This window comes from Flavobacterium sp. (genome assembly GCF_023151265.1).
Classification (GTDB): Bacteria; Bacteroidota; Bacteroidia; order Flavobacteriales; family Flavobacteriaceae; genus Flavobacterium.
In genome coordinates this window covers 1-15,662 of the sequence record NZ_JAKLJH010000049.1, presented here as the reverse complement: position 1 = coordinate 15,662, position 15,662 = coordinate 1, and the positions used below count along the sequence as shown (strand labels likewise).

At 32.6% G+C, this 15,662-nt stretch carries 18 protein-coding genes and 1 pseudogene; 11 read left to right on the top strand and 8 right to left on the bottom strand.

Annotated elements, in window-relative coordinates:
• From secA to L6Q46_RS06315, 4 genes and pseudogenes are all read left to right on the top strand, one after another.
• Positions 1 to 1,109: pseudogene (secA, locus tag L6Q46_RS06330) on the top strand (preprotein translocase subunit SecA); the annotation flags it as partial.
• Between the two features lie 219 nt (positions 1,110 to 1,328).
• Positions 1,329 to 1,901, top strand: a complete 573-nt coding sequence (locus tag L6Q46_RS06325) for a hypothetical protein (protein WP_291283600.1) — start codon at positions 1,329 to 1,331, stop codon at positions 1,899 to 1,901.
• 1 nt (position 1,902) lies between these two features.
• Positions 1,903 to 2,304 carry a hypothetical protein gene (locus tag L6Q46_RS06320; RefSeq protein WP_291283599.1) on the top strand — a complete coding sequence of 134 codons (402 nt, stop codon included), beginning with the start codon at positions 1,903 to 1,905 and terminating at the stop codon, positions 2,302 to 2,304.
• Positions 2,305 to 2,326: 22 nt separating this feature from the next.
• Positions 2,327 to 2,902 carry a hypothetical protein gene (locus L6Q46_RS06315; RefSeq protein ID WP_291283598.1) on the top strand — a complete coding sequence of 192 codons (576 nt, stop codon included), beginning with the start codon at positions 2,327 to 2,329 and terminating at the stop codon, positions 2,900 to 2,902.
• A gap of 3 nt (positions 2,903 to 2,905) precedes the next feature.
• Here the strand turns inward: L6Q46_RS06315 and L6Q46_RS06310 are convergent, their stop codons facing one another.
• Entirely contained in the window at positions 2,906 to 4,303 is a 1,398-nt protein-coding gene (locus L6Q46_RS06310; protein ID WP_291283597.1) for an FAD-linked oxidase C-terminal domain-containing protein, read from the bottom strand.
• A 168-nt stretch (positions 4,304 to 4,471) separates the two neighbouring features.
• Positions 4,472 to 5,383 (bottom strand): AEC family transporter, encoded by a 912-nt coding sequence (locus tag L6Q46_RS06305; RefSeq protein ID WP_291283596.1) that lies wholly within the window; start codon positions 5,381 to 5,383, stop codon positions 4,472 to 4,474.
• A 115-nt stretch (positions 5,384 to 5,498) separates the two neighbouring features.
• On the opposite strand from L6Q46_RS06305, the gene L6Q46_RS06300 reads away from it, so the two are divergent.
• The 3 genes from L6Q46_RS06300 to meaB all read left to right on the top strand — a co-directional run bounded on the left by L6Q46_RS06300 (position 5,499) and on the right by meaB (position 7,789).
• Positions 5,499 to 5,906, top strand: a complete 408-nt coding sequence (locus L6Q46_RS06300) for an Rrf2 family transcriptional regulator (protein WP_291283595.1) — start codon at positions 5,499 to 5,501, stop codon at positions 5,904 to 5,906.
• Positions 5,907 to 5,960: 54 nt separating this feature from the next.
• The gene (locus tag L6Q46_RS06295; protein WP_291283594.1) at positions 5,961 to 6,608 is read left to right on the top strand and encodes an NAD(P)H-binding protein; all 648 of its coding nucleotides are present in this window, start codon (positions 5,961 to 5,963) and stop codon (positions 6,606 to 6,608) included.
• Positions 6,609 to 6,700: 92 nt separating this feature from the next.
• Positions 6,701 to 7,789, top strand: coding sequence for a methylmalonyl Co-A mutase-associated GTPase MeaB (meaB, locus tag L6Q46_RS06290; RefSeq protein WP_291283593.1), 1,089 nt, complete (start codon positions 6,701 to 6,703; stop codon positions 7,787 to 7,789).
• 53 nt (positions 7,790 to 7,842) lie between these two features.
• Here meaB and L6Q46_RS06285 read toward each other — a convergent pair whose 3' ends face one another.
• From L6Q46_RS06285 to L6Q46_RS06260, 6 genes are all read right to left on the bottom strand, one after another.
• Positions 7,843 to 8,073 (bottom strand): hypothetical protein, encoded by a 231-nt coding sequence (locus L6Q46_RS06285; RefSeq protein ID WP_008253940.1) that lies wholly within the window; start codon positions 8,071 to 8,073, stop codon positions 7,843 to 7,845.
• Between the two features lie 45 nt (positions 8,074 to 8,118).
• Positions 8,119 to 9,489 carry an MATE family efflux transporter gene (locus L6Q46_RS06280; RefSeq protein WP_291283592.1) on the bottom strand — a complete coding sequence of 457 codons (1,371 nt, stop codon included), beginning with the start codon at positions 9,487 to 9,489 and terminating at the stop codon, positions 8,119 to 8,121.
• 61 nt (positions 9,490 to 9,550) lie between these two features.
• The gene (locus L6Q46_RS06275; RefSeq protein WP_291283591.1) at positions 9,551 to 10,060 is read right to left on the bottom strand and encodes a hypothetical protein; all 510 of its coding nucleotides are present in this window, start codon (positions 10,058 to 10,060) and stop codon (positions 9,551 to 9,553) included.
• A 26-nt stretch (positions 10,061 to 10,086) separates the two neighbouring features.
• Positions 10,087 to 10,788, bottom strand: a complete 702-nt coding sequence (locus tag L6Q46_RS06270; RefSeq protein ID WP_291283590.1) for an ABC transporter ATP-binding protein — start codon at positions 10,786 to 10,788, stop codon at positions 10,087 to 10,089.
• An 85-nt stretch (positions 10,789 to 10,873) separates the two neighbouring features.
• On the bottom strand, positions 10,874 to 11,701 hold the full coding sequence (locus tag L6Q46_RS06265) for a class I SAM-dependent methyltransferase (protein WP_291283589.1): 828 nt from the start codon (positions 11,699 to 11,701) through the stop codon (positions 10,874 to 10,876).
• A 73-nt stretch (positions 11,702 to 11,774) separates the two neighbouring features.
• Positions 11,775 to 13,637 carry an ABC-F family ATP-binding cassette domain-containing protein gene (locus tag L6Q46_RS06260; RefSeq protein WP_291283588.1) on the bottom strand — a complete coding sequence of 621 codons (1,863 nt, stop codon included), beginning with the start codon at positions 13,635 to 13,637 and terminating at the stop codon, positions 11,775 to 11,777.
• Between the two features lie 80 nt (positions 13,638 to 13,717).
• Between L6Q46_RS06260 and L6Q46_RS06255 the strand changes: the two genes are divergently transcribed.
• The 4 genes from L6Q46_RS06255 to L6Q46_RS06240 form a co-directional block, all read left to right on the top strand.
• Positions 13,718 to 13,942: a hypothetical protein gene (locus tag L6Q46_RS06255; RefSeq protein WP_291283587.1), complete on the top strand. Its 225-nt coding sequence runs from the start codon at positions 13,718 to 13,720 to the stop codon at positions 13,940 to 13,942.
• Entirely contained in the window at positions 13,932 to 14,213 is a 282-nt protein-coding gene (locus tag L6Q46_RS06250) for a hypothetical protein (RefSeq protein WP_291283586.1), read from the top strand. The genes L6Q46_RS06255 and L6Q46_RS06250 overlap by 11 nt, the downstream gene beginning before the upstream one ends.
• A gap of 3 nt (positions 14,214 to 14,216) precedes the next feature.
• Positions 14,217 to 15,341, top strand: coding sequence for a glycosyltransferase family 2 protein (locus tag L6Q46_RS06245; protein ID WP_291283585.1), 1,125 nt, complete (start codon positions 14,217 to 14,219; stop codon positions 15,339 to 15,341).
• Positions 15,342 to 15,425: 84 nt separating this feature from the next.
• On the top strand, positions 15,426 to 15,662 hold a 237-nt coding region (locus L6Q46_RS06240; protein WP_291283584.1), incomplete at its 3' end, for a biotin/lipoyl-containing protein.

Here is a 15,662-nt window from a genome sequence, read left to right as displayed (position 1 = left end):
GTTTATTCGGTTCGGAAAGAGTAGCTAAAGTGATGGATAAAATTGGTCTAAAAGAAGGTGAAGTAATTCAACATTCTATGATGACAAAATCTATCGAAAGAGCTCAGAAAAAAGTAGAAGAAAATAACTTTGGAGTTCGTAAACGTTTGTTAGAATATGATGATGTAATGAATGCACAAAGAGAAGTAGTATACAAAAGAAGACGTCACGCTTTACACGGAGAACGTTTGAAAGTGGATATTGCGAACATGATGTACGATACTTGCGAATTGGTAGTAGAACAAAACAAATTGGCAGAAGATTTCAAAAACTTCGAATTTGAATTGATTCGTTATTTTTCAATCAGTGCTCCAGTTACACCATCTGAATTTGCAAAATTATCAGCTAGAGAAATTACGGGTAAAACATACAAAGCGGTTTTAGCTCATTACGAAGAAAAAATCGCTAGAGATGCTCGCGAAGCATATCCAATTATCAAGAATGTATACGAAAACAATAATGGTCAGTACCAAAGAATCATTGTGCCTTTCACTGATGGAATCAAATCATTAAATGTGGTTACCGATTTAGAAAAAGCATATACTTCAGAAGGTCGTTCGTTAGTAGCAGATTTCGAGAAAAACATCACATTAGCAATTGTGGATGAGGCTTGGAAAAAACACTTACGTAAAATGGACGAGTTAAAACAATCGGTTCAATTAGCGGTTCACGAACAAAAAGATCCATTATTGATTTACAAATTCGAAGCATTCAACTTGTTCAAGAAAATGATTGACGATGTAAATAAAGAAGTAATTTCGTTCTTGTTCAAAGGTGATTTGCCACATCGTAATGAAAACATTCAAGAGGCAAGACAAGAAACACGTCAAGAGCAATATACTGAAACAAAAGAGGATTTAGACTCACCAGCTTCAGAAGCAAAAAAAGCAGGAGAAATGGCTAGTCAGAGACCTCAAGTAACGGAAACAATTACAAGAGAGATGCCAAAAATCAATCGTAATGACACCGTTACTATCAAACACGTAATGAGTGGAAAAAGCGAAACCATGAAATACAAAAAAGCAGAAAGCATGTTAGCTTCTGGCGAATGGGTTTTGGTGAACGAATAATCAAAACCACATAGAAAGAAACTAATCCTCAATTGCTAAAAGTAGTTGGGGATTTTTTTTAAAACACATAGTCACATAGGTTAATTAATTTGCTATGTGAATTATGATAAGTGAAACGCCTAAAATAAAGACATAGTAAATCTTATGTGTCCATGTGTTTAATTTTATTTGTGTTTCATCAAAACTAACTATCTTTGATAAAATTAAAAATCACTAAAAATGAAAACCAAAATTCTATTCTTCGTATTCTTTCTTTTTCAAACTATTGCTGTTTTAGCACAAGACATGGCTTCATTAAAAACGGAAGCTTTAAAATCATACAAAGCGAGTGTGAATATGAATTTTGATGCCATTTTTGAAACCACTTACCCCAAAGTATTTGATATTGTTTCGCAAGATCAAATGAAAGCAATGTTTGGACAAATGATGGAAAATGAGCAATTTTCTATAAAGTTAGTTGAGGTTGAACCAAATTTTTCATTTGGAGAAATCAAGAAAATTGAAGGAAAAACGTTTTGTTTTATTGATCATAACAATGTAATGTCAATGAAATTTAAAGAACCAATGGAAGATGCCGAATCGATGATTGAAATTTTTAAATCTTCAATGAGTGCTGAAAAAGTAACGTATGATAAATTAACTAATTCGTTCCGTATCGAAATGCGTTCTACTTTAATTGCAGTTGCGGATGATTTGACAAAAAACCAATGGAAATTTTTAAATAAAGACAAAGAGAACCGCATGTTTTCGATGTTGTTTGATGAGAAAATTGTAAAAGCATTAGGATTGTAATATGAACGAAAATAACATCACTTATACCGAATTTTTCAACCAAGTTAGAGTCAGTATTGCGAATGGAACATTTGCTAAATTAACACTTGCCAAAACCGTTGGAAAACCCGAATTACAAAACATTTACGTAAAAACTATAGTAGAAGACAACATCTTAAAATTGTCGATGACGTATAAAATTTACACCACTGAAAAGCAAGAATTAGCCAAAATCTGCAAATTAGACGATTTAGAATCGGAGTTAATTCCACATATCAACAACCCATTTTTATCTGCTCTGTTATTTACTACCGAAGCTGATATTACCATGAAATTAAACAAAAAGCGCGTGGCAAGTATTATTGAACAACCGCCAACGTTTAAAAATGCGGATGCGAATTTGGTGGATTTTTTGGGGAAGTAGTTTGCTTTTTTAATAAAATTAAATGATGAATATTTTTTTCAATCTAGAATTATTGATTTTAGATTTTTTCACTGCATTTGGATTGTATTCTTTCCTTTTTTTGATTTTATCAATTTTTATAAAGAAAATAGCGTTATACCAATTTGATAATCAAGCAAAAAGGTTTATATCTTTTGTTGGAGTACTTTATATTATTTTTTGGGTTCTAGGAACGATTGTCTATTATATTGATTGTAATCCTGTAGAAAAAAGCGCAATGATTGATAGAATGTTTGGAAAATATTGGTTTGGCATTTGGATACAACCGATATTTTGGTTTTTATTGTCACAAATTTTCGGAATAAAGTTTTTTTCCAAAAACATACTTATAAGAATTTTTGCAAGTTTCTTTTTAATATTTTCTATTGAAAGATTGGTTATAATAAGTACTTCATTACATAGAGATTATTTGCCAAGTTCTTGGACTATATATAGACAATTAGATATTTATCCTTCAAATTTTATTCTTTCAATTTTAATGAAGATTTTGATTTTTATATTGTTTGTGGGATTATATACATTTATCGCAAACAAAATAAATCAACTTAGAAATAAATAAAATCTATTCCCCATCCGGAAAAATCTTACCAGGATTCAATACATTATTTGGGTCAAAAATGGCTTTGATGCGTTCCATTAATTCCAAATGTACTTTTGAAAACGCAATATCCATGTAGTTTTTTTGTACTAAACCAATGCCGTGTTCGCCAGAAAGTGTTCCTTTTAAACCAACTGTCAATTCAAAAATTTCACGAATCCCTTTTGGGACTTCCGTTTTCCAATTGTCATCGGTCATGTTGCCTTTGATGATGTTTACGTGTAAATTACCATCGCCCGCATGACCATAACACACCGATTGAAAACCATATTTCGAACCAATTTCTTTGATGCCTTTTAGTAGTTTAGGTAATTCATATCTTGGAACAACCGTGTCTTCTTCTTTATAAATTGAATTCGCTTTTACTGCTTCCGCAACAGAACGTCGCATTTTCCAAAGTGCATTTTTTTGTTCTTCGGTATCGGCAAATAATACTTCGTCTATTTCAAATTGTTCTACGACTGCCAAAATTTGTTCAGCTTCTTGCATCAAAATTTCTGGATAATTCCCATCTACTTCAATCAACAAATGCGCTTGAACGTTGTCTTTTACTTCCACATTCAAATCCTCAACAAATTTCAACGTCCAATCAATCGCATCACGTTCCATAAACTCTAAAGCACTTGGCACAATTCCAGCTCTAAAAATCGCTGAAACCGCTTCACAAGCTTGCTCCGCTTTATAAAACGGAACCAAAAGCAATACATTATGTTTGTTTTGAGGTAATAATTTCAATACAATTTTAGTTACGATTCCCAAAGTTCCTTCGCTACCCACCATCAATTGTGTCAAATTATAACCTGTCGAATTTTTCAAGGTATTTGCACCTGTCCAAATGATATCGCCTGTTGGCAAAACCACTTCTAAATTTAGTACATAATCTTTCGTAACACCATATTTCAAAGCTCTCGCACCACCTGAATTTTCTGCAATGTTTCCACCAATAAAGCAACTTCCCATACTACTTGGATCAACAGGATAAAACAAGCCTTTTTCGGCAACAGCTTCACGTAAAACTTGCGTAATTACGCCTGGTTCAGTAGTAACTTGTAAATTTTGTTCATCAATTTCAATAATCTGATTGAATCGTTCCATTGAAATCGCAATGCCACCATAAATCGATAAAGCACCACCACTCAAACCCGTTCGCGCACCAATAGGTGTTGTCGGAATTTTATAGGTGTTGGAAACTTTTAAGATTTGCGCTACTTCTTCGGTATTCGCAGGTTTCACCACAACATGAGGCGGAAAACTCAAATCTTCCGTTTCGTCGTGACCATACGTTTTACGAGTAGCCTCGTCAGTAAAAATATAAGCTGAACCTACAATGTTTTCAAGCGCAAGTAATATTTCAGGATTCATAGTGTAAAATTGATGTGTAAAGATAATAAATGTGTGTTGTTTTTAACACATAGACACATAGGAAATTAAACATATAAGTAGGTTAATTTTATACGATTTTTTACTATGTAAACTATGAAAAGTGAAACGACTAATTAAACGCAAAGCAACACTAATGTGACTATGTGTTTAAAATATTTTCAGTATCCAATACCAAAAAGTCACTGTCAACAACGACAACGGAATTCCAATTCCAATCATCATGTTACTTAATTTCGGTTTTAATCCGTAGTTAGAGGCTAAAATCGCTCCCGTAATCATCGGTGCCATCGCAGATTCCATGATAGAAACATCGATTACTAAACCTTTTCCGTTCAATATTATTCTGTATAACAAAAAGAAAAAAGCGGGCATCAAAATCAATTTGAAAAGTAATCCTAAAGTTAGAAAACGCCAATGTTTACTTCGTGTATCGATTTTCAATTGCAGTCCAACGGCTACCAAAGCAACAGGTGTTACCGTATTTCCAATTCGTAAAAATGAGTTTTGTAATGCTTCTGGAAACTCTAATGAAAATATAGTACAAAATAAAGCAATCGTAAAAGCGATAAAAGGAGGGAATTTTACAATTTTCAGTAAGATTTCAGACGTACTTAAATTGCCTCTTGAAAAACTAGCTGCGACTAATATTCCTAATGTAGTTACGACTACGAATGAACCCGGTTGGTCAACGATAATGGCGGTTTTCAGTCCTTCGGCACCATACAAAGCTTCAACAATAGGAAATCCTACGAATGAAGTATTGCTCAATCCACCAGTCAAAATCAAACAGCCAATTAGCTTTTTCGACCATTTGAAATAGGTTCCCAAAGCATAGAAAAACACAAACGATAATCCGAAACCTAACCACGCAATTCCGAGAGGATAAAGCAAAGCTAATGAAATGGTAATTTTCGGAATATAATACAACGCCAAAGCCGGAAGCGAAACGTAAATCACATATTGATTTAAACTTTGATAGGCGTTTTTAGGAAATTGTGGTACTTTTTGAAGCGCAACGCCTAAAATCAAACATAAAAATAAAAGAATGATGTTTTCCATGTATTTCAAATTGACTGTAAAAATACCACTATAAAATAAGGTTTTAAATTTTTAACGCTTTTTTAATGTTTGGTATTTATTTTTGTTTTAAATTTGTAACATAATTTATTACAGTATGATTTCAGGTAAGTTTGCTATTTCAATTCACATTTTAACGTTATTGGCTAAGTTTCCAGATGAATATTTATCATCTGAATTTATTGCTAGCAGTATTAATTTGAATCCAGTTTTAGTAAGAAAGGAAATTGCTAATTTAAAAAAGAACCATATTGTAATGAGTAAAGAGGGTAAAAATGGAGGAACTAAATTAAATATCTCACCATCAAAAGTGACCTTAAAACAAATTTTTGAGTCAACTTTCGAAGAAATTAGTTTGGGGTTTTCTAAAAATGAACCTAATCCGAAATGTCCTGTTGGAAAAGAAATTAATCAAAATTTAAGTACGCTTTATACCACGCTAAATGATTCGGTTATGAAGCAACTTGAAGCCACAACATTAGAAGAATTTGCTAATAAATTTTAGCTATTTTTTTATTTTAAACTGTAACATTTTTTATTACTATTAAATATTTATATTATGAAAATTGCACTTATTGGAGCTACTGGATTTGTAGGCTCAAACATTTTAAATGAATTAGCAAACCGTAATCATGAAATTACAGCAATTGCAAGAAATTCTAAAACGACAGAATTACCAAACGTAACCTTTGTAAAAACTGACATTTTTAATGTTGAAGAATTGTTAGGAGTTGTAAAAAATCACGATGTTGTGGTTAGCGCCTACAATCCAGGTTGGACGAATCCTAATATTTACGATGATTTTATTGCAGGTTCAAAAGCAATTCTAGAAGCTGTAAAAAAATCAGGTGTTACACGTTTCATCACAATTGGTGGTGCAGGAAGTTTATTTGTAGCGCCTAATCTTCAAGCAGTTGATACACCTGATTTTCCAAAAGAAATTTACCCAGGCGCTTCTGCAGCAAGAGATTTTCTAAATCTAATTAAAGAAGAAAAAGAATTGGATTGGGCATTTTTTAGTCCCGCTTTCGAAATGCATCAAGGAATTACAACAGGAAGAACAGGGAAGTATCGTTTGGGATTAGAAAATCCAGTTTTTGATGAAAATCAGAGAAGTATTTTATCTGGAGAAGATTTAGCAGTAGTAATTGCAGACGAAGTGGAACATCCAAAACATCATCAAATTAGATTTACAGCAGCCTATTAATTGTGAACTTTGTAAAGAAACAGTTTCATTGAGCAATTTGCTTTTTGAAACTGTTTTTGTTTTCCGTACTTTTACTTCGCGAAACAAATTAGATGGAAAAGCCAAGTGTACATAAATCTGCTTTAAAAGAAAAAGAAGGCGTTGCCCAACCCGAAACATTGAGTACGGTTGTCGCAAATCAAATTCAACAATTTCGAAGAAAACAACCTTCGGCAGAGGAATTGATTGCTGGAATTCTAAAAGGTGATAAAACCGCTTTGAGTCGCGCCATAACTTTAGTTGAAAGTACGAATCCTGAACATTTAGCTAAAGCGAATGAAGTGATAAAAGGTTGTTTGCCACATGCGAATAACTCCGTTCGTATAGGAATTACAGGTGTTCCAGGTGTTGGGAAAAGTACGTTTATTGAAGCTTTTGGAAAATATTTAACTTCTATCGGAAAGAAAGTAGCAGTTTTAGCGGTTGACCCAAGTTCGTCTATTAGCCACGGAAGTATTTTGGGCGATAAAACCCGAATGGAAGAATTGGTAAAAGATGAAAATGCTTACATTCGACCAAGTGCTTCAGGCGATACGTTAGGAGGAGTTGCCAGAAAAACTCGTGAAACTATTATTCTTTGTGAAGCTTGTGGTTTCGATACGATAATTATTGAAACCGTTGGAGTAGGGCAAAGCGAAACCGCTGTTCACAGTATGGTGGATTTCTTTTTGTTGTTGAAAATTTCTGGCGCTGGCGATGAATTACAAGGCATCAAACGTGGCATCATGGAAATGGCAGATACAATCGTAATCAACAAAGCGGATGGTGATAATATTGCTAAAGCTAAATTAGCAAAAACCGAATTCAATAGAGCCTTACATTTATTTCCTGCCAAATCCTCAGGTTGGATTCCAAAAGTTACGACTTGTAGCGCTTATGAAAAAACGGGAATTGATGCGATTTGGGAAATTATTTCCGAATATTTTGAATTGGTAAAATCGAATCATTATTTTGAAGAAAAACGCCAAAATCAAAACCAGTTTTGGATGATGGAAACGATTAATGAACAATTGAAGAATCATTTTTATAATCATCCGAATATCATGCAACTGTTAGAAGAAAACAAAAAAGCCGTACAAAACAATGAAATTTCACCTTTTGCAGCGGCTGTAAATTTGTTGGAACAATATTTTAAAAAATAATTTTTAGTAGAGACAAGTCATTGACTTGTCTCTACGGGAATCATAATCAAAAATTATTCTTGCTCGTAACGTTCAATTTCTCTATCATAGAATTCTCCAGCAATGGTAATTAAATGTTCCATTTCTGATTCCAATTCTTTTTCGTCTTCTTCTTCGATATCTTCTAAAAATTCTACCTCGTCATCTTTTAAATTGATTACGAATCTTGGATATTCTAAATGGATTACGAAAATATCTTCAGGAAAATCGGTATTATCTCCGATAACAAATTTTGGTAAGTTCATGTTTTTAAATTTAGTTGAGCAAGTCAATGACTTGTCTGTATGTTATTAATTTTTAATCAATTTTTTCGTTAAGTAATTAAAGCGAATATACAAAAATATCGCTGCTGCTGTTAATCCCGCTAAAAGTCCAATCCAAACGCCAACGGCTTTTAATTCGGTTTCTAATCCTAAGTAAATCGATATTGGAAATCCAATTACCCAATACGCTACAAAAGTAATATACATCGGAATTTTAGCATCTTGCAAACCACGAAGCGCTCCTAAAACCACCACTTGCAAACCATCTGAAATTTGAAAAACAGCGGCTACTAAAAGTAAATTGGCTGAAATTGCGATTACTTCTAAGTTTTCGGTTAGGTTTTTTACATCGTTGATATCTACGAAAATGTAAGGTAAACTAGTGTGTAATACTACAAATAACAATGCAAAAACCACTTCAATTATTATCGTTAATAAGAAAATGGAAATCGCTACTTTTCGTAAGGTAACATAATCATTCAACCCTTTTTGATTTCCAATACGAATCATAGCAGTAACGCTCAATCCCATGGCAAACATGAAGGTTAACGAAGCCAAACTCAACGCAATTTGGTTCGCTGCTTGACTAGTAGTTCCAATCATTCCGCATAACCAAATAGCACCTGTAAACAATGCTACTTCAAAGAACATTTGCATGGCAGAAGGCATTCCAATTTTGATGATTTTTTGGTTGACTTCTTTCTTAATTTCTTTTAAACTAAATCCTTTAAAATACGGATGAAATTTTGGTTTTAAATTCATCATGTAGTGCATAAAACCTAACATTACAAAACGAGAAGCAATAGTTCCTACTGCTGCTCCCACGATGCCCCATTTTGGAAAAATCCAAATTCCGTAGATTAAAAAATAGTTGATAACTACATTGGTAATATTTCCAATAATGGTTGCCCACATGGAATATTTTGTTTCGCTCAAACCATCAGCAAATTGTTTGTACGCTTGATACATAATTAACGGAATCAACGAAAAACCTACGATATCCAAATATGGTTTTGCCATTTCCACTACAGCTTCGGGTTGACCCATGTAAGCAATAAGTGGTTTTGAAAAGAATATCAAGGTAAATAAAGCCACACCTAAAATCGTACACAAATACAACCCATGATGAAACGCAGAACGACCACCTGCTACATCATTTTTTCCGTCAGATTCGGCAACTAAAGGTGTAATTGCAGTTGAAAATCCAATTCCTAATGACATAGCAATGAATACAAAACTGTTTCCTAATGACACAGCTGCTAATTCGGTTGGACCTAATTTTCCGACCATGATATTATCAACAATTCCCACAACGGTATGACCTAACATTCCTAAAATAATAGGGTAGGCGAGTTTTAAGTTATATGAAAATTCTTTAGAGTAGTTGGAAAAAGTCATTTTGGCAATTTTGAGCAAAGGTAGTTATTTTGAAAAAGATTTTTCAATAATAAAACATTACTTAATCAACTTGGTTACTAGAAATTTTCTCTTCAAGAAATAAGTAAATATCATTTGTATCATGAAAAGTAAATTGTTTGCCCTTTGTGAATTTATTTGGATGAGAATTTTCTATATCCGATACAAAAATTGTTTTTAAAGTAAATAGACTTTTTGAATTTGGTTTTTCGCTTTCAAGATAAGAAACTGAGCCATATCCATTTCCTATTGTATCGTAAATTTTAAGAGTTTTAATTTCAGAATATTTTATTTCCTTACTACTAAATGGAACTTTCCTTATTATAGAATCTTTAGTTAAAATTATTTTAGATTTCACACTAAAAAATATTACATAAGGTGTCAATAAAATAAAGGGTAAGGTGAAAAAAGATATTTTCCAATAGCCATCTTTAATTAAAGCATAAGCAAAAATTGAAGCAATAACTGAAATCGTAAGTGCAATGATAGTCCAAAAAAATGTAACAAATGATCTTACATTAACTGCCGAATATATCTTTATTACATCATTCATTTATGTAATTTGAATCGAATATAAAATTACTTTTTAATATTTTGATTTATCGTATCGCTTTCGATAATTCCGTCTCGTAAACGAATGATTCTGTGTGCGTAAGCTGCAATATCTTCTTCGTGAGTTACTAGAATTACAGTGTTTCCGTTGGCGTGAATTTCGTTGAATAAATTCATAATTTCCACCGACGTTTTACTGTCTAAGTTCCCGGTTGGCTCATCGGCTAAAATAATGGATGGTTTGTTTACCAAAGCTCTCGCCACCGCTACACGTTGACGTTGACCACCCGATAACTGATTCGGTTTGTGATCCATACGGTCTTGAAGTCCTACTTGTGTCAATACTTCAGTAGCTCTTTCAACACGTTCTGATTTGGAATGACCAGCATACACCATTGGTAAAGCAACATTATCCAAAGCTGTTGTTCGTGGCATTAAGTTGAACGTTTGAAAAACGAATCCAATTTCTTTATTACGAATTCCTGCCAATTCATCATCTTGCATTTCGCTTACGTGTTTTCCGTTCAAAATGTAAGTTCCAGAAGTTGGCGTATCCAAACAACCTAAAAGATTCATCAAAGTTGATTTACCAGAACCTGAAGGTCCCATCAACGCTACATATTCACCTTTATTGATTTCTAAATCGATACCTTTTAACACATATACGATTTCGTTTCCTAAAGGAAAATCTCTTTTGATATTGGTTATTTTGATTAACGGATTTGCCATAATGAAATTAGAATTTAGAAGTTTGAATTCAGAAAATTGACTTCAAAACTATCTATAAGTAGAAAAAGAAAGGAATTTGTTACAACTAAAAACGAATTCTTTCAAACAAATGCGAACTAATCGTTTTATTCGGATTGATGATAAAATGTTCTTTTTCTTGTTCGACTCTAAAAAAGACAATTCCCCATTGAAACGTATCAATTGTAACCGAAACCTTTGGATGATTTTTTATGATTTCCCAAGCTTCTTCCATATCGGCAGACCAATGAATATCATCGAAAATCCAAACAGAATCATTTGAAACCGTTGGAAGTAAGGCTTCAAAATACTCTAAAGTCGCTTTTTTGGAATGATTGCCATCAAAATAAACCAAATCGAAGATTTGGGGTTTCAGGTTCTCAAAAAACAAATTAAATTCAGTGTTTACAAAATCAACAGCATTATTGAGAAACTTGAAACTTGAAACTTGAAACATTTTTTTTGCAGTGGCCATTGTATTTGGGCAACCTTCTAAAGTGATAATTTTTGTATTTTCATTTGCTAAAGAAAGTGCTGAAGTGGCCAAACCTAATGAAGTACCAATTTCTAAAATGCTTTTTGGTTGAAAATAACGAACGATTCTAAAAAGCAATTCCGCATTTTTTGGAGTAATTCCAGCGGTTTGGGCAATTTTTGAAATTTCTCTTGTATTCGATTTAAAAATGCGTGAACCTGCTCCAAAATCCGTTACTTCAATAGTGTTTTTATTTTCTAAAATCGATTTTCGATAGGATTTTAATACTTCGTATTCTGGATATTTGGTATTGTCATAAAAGCATTTCGTGACCAAATCAAACACAAATGGCGAATGAACTCCATGTTCGTTTTTGGAGTGGAAAAGGAATTTTATGTAGGATTTGATTATGTGCTGCATTTTATAGTGATTAGTGAAAAGTGACTAGTAATTAGTCTGGCTATTCACTAATTACTATTCACTAATTACTTTTTTATTCCATTTTCGAACTCAATTCAAACCAACGTTCTTCTTTTTCTTCTAAAGCTTGGATGATCTTTTGTAATTCATTAGCTTTCGCTTCAATTTTATCATCCGAAACTTTTCCGTCGGCGAATTCTTGTTCGATTTGTTTTTTGTTGTATTCTAAATCTTTGATTTCTTTTTCAATTTTATTGAATTCCTTTTGTTCGTTGAAACTCAAACCTGTTGAAGCTGTTTGTTTTTCTTTCCAATTTGTCTTTTCAGTACTTACCGAATTCAAAACTTTTGGTTCAGCCGAATCTTCATACGCTCTGAAATCAGAATAATTTCCTGGGAAATCTTCAATTTCTCCTTCGCCTCTAAAAACAAATAAGTGATCTACAATTTTATCCATGAAATATCTGTCGTGACTCACAACCAATAAACATCCTGGGTAATCTAAAAGGAAACTTTCTAATACATTTAAAGTTACAATATCTAAATCATTTGTTGGCTCATCCAAAATTAAGAAATTCGGATTTTGAATTAAAACCGTACATAAATACAAACGTTTCAATTCACCACCGCTTAATTTTTCTACAAAATCGTATTGTTTTTTGGCGTCAAATAAAAAGCGCTCTAACAATTGCGAAGCCGAAATAATTTTTCCTTTCGTTAACGGAATATACTCGCCATATTCTTTGATGATATCAATAACTTTTTGTCCGGGTTTTGGATTGATTCCGCTTTGGGTGTAATAGCCAATTTTAATAGTATCGCCAATAATTACTTTTCCTAAATCGGGTTGAATGGTTTGCGTTAAAATGTTTAAAAAAGTCGATTTTCCGGTTCCGTTTTTACCAATAATTCCAATGCGTTCGCCACGTTGAAAGGAATAACTGAAATCTTTTAAAATGGTTCTGTCAGGGAAATTTTTGTTCAATTTTACCATTTCGATAATCTTGCTTCCCATGCGTTCCATGTTGATTTCCAACTCTACCACATTTTCTTTTCTTCGACTTTCGGCAACTTCTTTAATTTTGTAAAAATCATCTTGACGTGATTTTGATTTAGTCGTTCTAGCTTTTGGTTGACGACGCATCCAAGCTAATTCTTTTACGAATAAATTTTGTGCTTTGTCGATACTCGCATTTTCAGAAGCCAAGCGTTCTTCTTTTTTCTCTAAATAATACGAATAATTCCCTTTGTATTGATAGATTTTTCCGTTGTCTAATTCGATGATTTCGTTACAAACACGTTCCAAAAAGAAACGGTCGTGCGTCACCATAAACAACGTTATGTTTTCTTTTGCAAAATAATCTTCTAACCATTCAATCATCTCTAAATCCAAGTGGTTGGTTGGCTCGTCTAAAATCAACAAATCAGGTTTGCTAATCAAGATAATCGCTAACGACAAACGCTTTTTTTGTCCACCCGACATGTTTTTGACTTTCATTTTCAAGTCTTCCAACTTCAGTTTATACAAAATTTGCTTGAATTGTGTTTCAAAATCCCAAGCATTGTGGCGGTCCATATCATCAAAAGCTCTCTGATACGCTTCTTCGTCATTCGGATTTTCTAAAGCTTTTTCGTAGCGTTCAATTACTTTCAGGATTTCGTTATCTGAAGCAAAAATATTTTCTTCAATGGTTAATTCGTCTTGCAAATTATTGTTTTGCGACAAAAATGCCATGTTAATCTCTTTTCGAACTACCACTTGACCCGTGTCAGGTTCATCCAAACCATTAATCATGTTCATAATAGTGGTTTTTCCTGAACCATTTTTAGCAATAAAAGCTATTTTTTGATCTTTGTTAATTCCAAACGAAACGTTGTCAAATAACACACGCTCGCCATAGGATTTAGAGATATTTTCGACTGATAAGTAATTCATAATACAATTTAGAAATGCAAAAATAGTTTATTGTATCTAAAGATTATAGATTATTTCCTAACTTTGTGAAAATGCATTTTATGACTTCCAAAAAGAAAAATAAAATAGAAGAACCAACAGAAGCTTACGAAGTAACTCCGAAAAGTCAAGTTGTTGCAGGTAATGAAGCTTGGGAACAATTACCAGAACATGTCCAAAAAGCAATTGAATTGGGTATTGAACAAGCAGACAAAGGTCTTGTTTTTACTCATGAAGAAGTTATGTCAAATTTAAAAAAGAAATATCCTTTTTTGAATGGAATATAAGATTGTTTGGGTTCCTTTAGCTGTTGAAACTTATATGGAAGAAATTGATTTTATTTATTTAAAATGGAATCAAAAAGAAGTTGATAATTTTGTTATCTTAGTTGATGAAAATTTAAAAAGGTTATCAATTAATCCTTTAATTGGGCAAATTCATAAAAACGTTTACAAAATAGTTATATCCAAACAAACATCATTATTTTATAGAATTATTGAGAAAGATAAAAAAGTCGAATTAGTGTATTTTTGGAACAACAAAAAAGATTCTCAATAAATCATGCAATTATCCGTAATTATTCTCAACTATAATGTCCGCTATTTTTTAGAGCAATGCGTTCTCAGTGTTCAAAAAGCATTGGAAGGTATTGATGGAGAAATTATTGTGATTGATAATGCTTCGTCTGATGATAGTTGCGAAATGATGAAAACCAAATTTCCGCACATCAAACTAATCGAAAATAAGGATAATTTAGGTTTTCCAAAAGGAAATAATATTGGTGTAGCCCAAGCTAAAGGCGAATATATTTGCATCTTAAATCCAGATACTGTGGTTGCGGAAGATACTTTTACTAAAATTTTAAACTCCCAACTCGGAACTCATAACTCGCGACTCGGAATAATCGGTTGCAAATTAATCGACGGAGCTGGAAATTTCCTTCCCGAAAGCAAACGTGGCGTTCCAACTCCTTGGGTAGCTTTCACTAAGATTTTTGGGTTATATAAAATTTCAAATTATTTTGGAAAATATTATGCACAGCATTTATCAGAAAATGAATCGGGAAAAGTTGATATTTTGGTGGGAGCTTTTATGGTAATGAAACGCGACTTGTATCTCGAAGTCGGTGGTTTTGATGAAAATTGTTTCATGTATTCTGATGATATCGATTTGAGTTATTTGGTTTTGAAAACAGGAAAATCGAATTATTACTTTCATGAAACTTCGGTGATTCATTATAAAGGAGAAAGCACTGTTCGAGACGGAACCTATATGAAACGTTTCCGTGAAGCGATGCAGTTTTTCTATAAAAAACACTTCAAGAAATCATGGTTTTTTGATGTAATGATGCAAGTTGGAAGTTTCGTTTTTAGTCTTTTGAAGAAGAATCAGCAGAAGAATGAAGTCAGAACTATTGATGAATATGTTGTTTTTTCCAAAGAAAATTTAGAGTTAAACCTATCAAAAAAAGCAACTTATTTATCTGATTTTAATCAATTTGTGAATCAATCGCATAAAAACATTGAAATAATATTCGATACTACTACTTTTAGTTTTGCTGAAATTATTACTTTTATGCAATCAAATAAAGGTAAAAATCTAAGTTTCAAGAATTATATTTCTAGTTCGAATTACCTAATTGGAAGTAATAATTCGAATGATAGAGGACAAATAATTTTGTTGTAAAAAATTATTGAATTGTTTAAAAAACGAATGAAAAATTAGTATTTTTGCAAACCAAATACAAAAACACAACTTTAGTTTAAAGATATGGCAAAGTTTGAATTGAAATTACCTAAAATGGGTGAAAGTGTTGCAGAAGCAACAGTTACTAACTGGTTAAAAAAAGTTGGTGATAAAATTGAAATGGACGAAGCAGTACTTGAAATTGCTACTGATAAAGTAGATAGTGAAGTGCCTTCAGAAGTTGCAGGAACACTTGTTGAAATTTTATTTAATACCGATGATGTAGTTCAAGTGGGACAAACAATCGCTATTATCGAAACC